This window comes from uncultured Nostoc sp. (assembly GCF_964245575.1).
In the GTDB taxonomy this organism is placed as follows: Bacteria; Cyanobacteriota; Cyanobacteriia; order Cyanobacteriales; family Nostocaceae; genus Nostoc.
This window is the reverse complement of record NZ_CAXTNP010000476.1, coordinates 1-3,507: the sequence shown is the minus strand read 5'-3', so window position 1 is coordinate 3,507 and position 3,507 is coordinate 1. Positions and strand designations below refer to the sequence as shown.

At 43.0% G+C, this 3,507-nt stretch carries 4 protein-coding genes; all 4 read left to right on the top strand.

What is annotated here, in order from left to right:
* Positions 1-297: 297 nt before the first annotated feature.
* Positions 298-1,404 carry a DUF1822 family protein gene (locus tag ACFFAP_RS37170; protein ID WP_375515900.1) on the top strand — a complete coding sequence of 369 codons (1,107 nt, stop codon included), beginning with the start codon at positions 298-300 and terminating at the stop codon, positions 1,402-1,404.
* A 26-nt stretch (positions 1,405-1,430) separates the two neighbouring features.
* Positions 1,431-2,075 carry a hypothetical protein gene (locus ACFFAP_RS37165; RefSeq protein WP_375515899.1) on the top strand — a complete coding sequence of 215 codons (645 nt, stop codon included), beginning with the start codon at positions 1,431-1,433 and terminating at the stop codon, positions 2,073-2,075.
* 204 nt (positions 2,076-2,279) lie between these two features.
* Complete coding sequence (locus ACFFAP_RS37160) at positions 2,280-3,047, top strand: hypothetical protein (protein WP_375515898.1); 768 nt, start codon at positions 2,280-2,282, stop codon at positions 3,045-3,047.
* Positions 3,048-3,088: 41 nt separating this feature from the next.
* The coding region (locus ACFFAP_RS37155) for a hypothetical protein (protein ID WP_375515897.1) at positions 3,089-3,507 on the top strand (419 nt) is incomplete at its 3' end.

Genomic DNA, 3,507 nt, shown 5'->3' with positions numbered 1-3,507 from the left:
AGCGTGGAATTGTATAGATGCTTGGAAAACAGCTATAAAACTCACTGGGGATTCACCTGCGCGATCGCCCAGACATTAACTGTCAAGTCTTGATTCAACGCCGCCTACCTCCTGAAACAACTTGGGAGCAATTAGCTAAAGAATTTGGAGTAGGAATTTCCTCTCTGAGCAAATTCTACCAACAAGAATGCTTTCCGCGTCTGCTAAATTTCGGCAAATCACAGGGCTACCTGGAATCTTAAAAATTTATAAATTCAGACTTCACATTAATCCTCTTTTGTCACTTTTGGAAAACGCATGACTTTAACAAACGCTAAAGACATTACGATCTCCATTCCCATTTCTCAGCAAGAGCGTCGAACAGCACAGCAATTTGCCCATGAGCAACCTACACCGGAAAAAGCTGTAAAAGTATACATGAATACTTTAGCAGTGCTAGCAGTGCGTAAATACTTGGAAATACTCGATATTCCCACCGAGCTAGAAGCTAGCTATAGCTGGAATCCTGTTGGGCGACTGTGTTCTGATGTTGCTGACCTGAAAGTAACCGAAATTGGACACCTAGAGTGTCGCCCGATTGAACAGGGCGAACGCACCTGTTACATTCCGCCTGATACTTGGTCAGACCGGATTGGTTACGTTGTTGTACTCTTGGATAAGACTTGCCTTGAAGCAACAGTCTTGGGTTTTGTACCAACAATATCACAGCAACTGCTGACTATCGAACAGTTGCAACCACTAGAAACATTACTCATCCGCTTGCATCAAAAAAATACCAGATTAGTGCGATTAAGTCAATGGTTTGACAACGTTTTTGAGGCAGGTTGGCAAACATTTGCAGAACTTCTGGGCAACACAAACACCGACCCAGCTTTAGGATTTCGCACTCTTTCGGTTAGAGGAGTTGACCTAGACGACTCCAAAACCCTTAGGCAAATGGTTGAGCAATTATATGTCAGTCTCAATAGTACCCTTGAAAACGAGGACTTGACTACAGCTTTAATTCACCTGCTGGATAATACAGAGGATGAAGAAGTTCGTTGGACAGCAGCAGAGCTTCTGTGGGCGTTCGCTCCTCACCATCCCGCAGCAGGCATGAGGAGAGTGATGGATTTGGGGATGCAGTTTGCAGATCACGCTGTTGCCCTGATGGTAGCAATTTTGCCCAACAAAGAACAGCGAGTAGCGGTTCTCCTACGATTGTACCCAATGGGTAGTGAACGTTATCTACCAACAGGTCTGCAACTGACTGGACTAGATAAATCTGGCAATGTCTTTTTAGACACACAAGCCAGAAAACGAGATAACTATATTCAGATTAAATTCTCTGCTGAACTTGGGGAACGATTTAGCATTAGAATATCGCTGGATAATGCTAGCCTCACAGAAAACTTTATCATTTAATTTGGAATTAAGCCAAGGGACTGATCGTGGGTAAGCTAGTTGTCTTCAAAATTGGAGAGGGTAATTTTGAGCAGGGATTCCCAGTCATGCTTCAGATTGGAGAAGAGGGTCAACAGAGTGTTACAGAAATTGCAGGCAGGTTACCCCCAGCCCCGGAAATTCCTGACCTTTATTACCGTTGGCAAACAGCTTACTATAGTTTGTCCGGAATGCGAATAGAGGTTCCCCCCCAAATTACGAACGTTTCCCATGTGGACGAGTGTGAGTATGCCGCTTGTGCACTTCAAGCTAGATTGCACGAATGGCTCAACCAAACACCGATTCGAGATTTGCGAGAACAGGTGAAGGAAGAAGTCAGACAAGATCAGCCTGCGCGGGTTATCCTGCAAACTCAGGATATGCTACTTGCCAAGCTGCCGTGGCATTTGTGGAATTTATTTGAGCGCCGCCCCAAGGCGGAAATGGCACTCAGTGCTAAGTATGCCCCACCTGCTAAACCTCTAAAATATCCGGTGAGAATCTTAGCAATCTTAGGTAGTGGCTTAGGCATTGATGTTCAGCGAGACCGAGCGCTACTAGAGCAGTTACCAGGAGCAAAAATTACCCTATTTCCATATGGCTATCGAGTCGGTGCAAGTTTTGTTCTAATCAGCACCTTAATGGTTCGATAGCTTTCCTGTCTATTCCCTCAACTAAAAATTGTCCAGAGTATTGCTATATAATACAAATAAAATAGAATACATAGTATATTTTGAAGCGTATGTAAAGTTACTAGTGCTATTTTTACCTATGATATTATTCAAACTGATTATTAAATTTAGCTGTCAGCAATCCTGACGCTCCTATCATCATTGAAAGCTGCTTAAGAATAGAAAATGAAAAATATTGATCTAGCTACTTGTATAACTCTTATTACTTTTAACGTAGTAGTATCATCTTCTTGTGTGCGAGCGGCTGATTTTGCGCTTTCGCCTGATGGCAGTGCTGTGGTGCGTCTAGTTCCATCAAACACCGTATCAGCAAGTTCACTGAATACTTCATTGCTTCCAGTAGGTTGGACAGCCAATACGGGAACTGGTGGGACACTAACAGTTAACTCATACAACGCTGGCTTTAAAGGATCAGTTGGTGGTGCCCGAATCACAGCGCTATTTGATAAAGGTACTGCATTAAGTCTTAAACAATACCTTCAATGGGTACAAGTGGTGGATACCAATCTCCCGTTAGCAGGAAAGACATCACCCTATCTCGATAATGCTGTTAATCCGGCTTGCGGCAACGCTGCCAATCAGCCATTTTATTCTTGTACTGTGCCTAACATGACATCAGGTCTTCTGGCTAGTCAGATTAATTTCTATGATTTCTCCAGGCGAGATCAGAGTAGCATAGCGACAAAAAATCCAGTTACATGGAATGCCAACCTCTATCCCGTCATAGCTAATGCTTCAAATGAACTCACTGTCTATAAAGGTGTATCATGGGGCTGGACGATGAAAAAAGCCACCGTAACTACAGTGCCGGAGCCGTCTAACACGTACTCTGCTACGGTTAGTGGAATGATTTTTTTACTGATGCGTATCTTTTGGTATCGCCGAGGTATAGCTTGGGCAAATTTATTTTCTGGTCAAACTGTCGAATTATGATCGTAACATGTGTTGCGATCATATTCATTGCAATTACGTGTATGCCAAAGCATCTCACTGCTAAAAATATTCCCTTCGTTTCAAGAGATATCAAATTACTTTACGTTGGCGTACAGGATGCATCACTACGCGACGGATACAAGCTCAAGATTGTTCAAGGGTATCCAGAACGTTCTAATGGAGAATGTATTGAGGTGCCAGCACAAGTATTCACTGAGATGTGTCAAGTACTATTAGATGCACCTGTCAGTTTCAAATCGTGGATTGTTTTTGAGGCACTGACGACAGGCTGTTCATCAATACCTGCGACCACCAAATCTATCGACCCAGATACATTTTTGCGTTTGATGTCACTGGCTCGGCAACCGAATGCTGCTGGAAAATACTTTCTGAGTATAGCAACCTACTTATACCAATTTAATATGAAGCTACATATAATAGATGGAAGCAAACTTGAGAA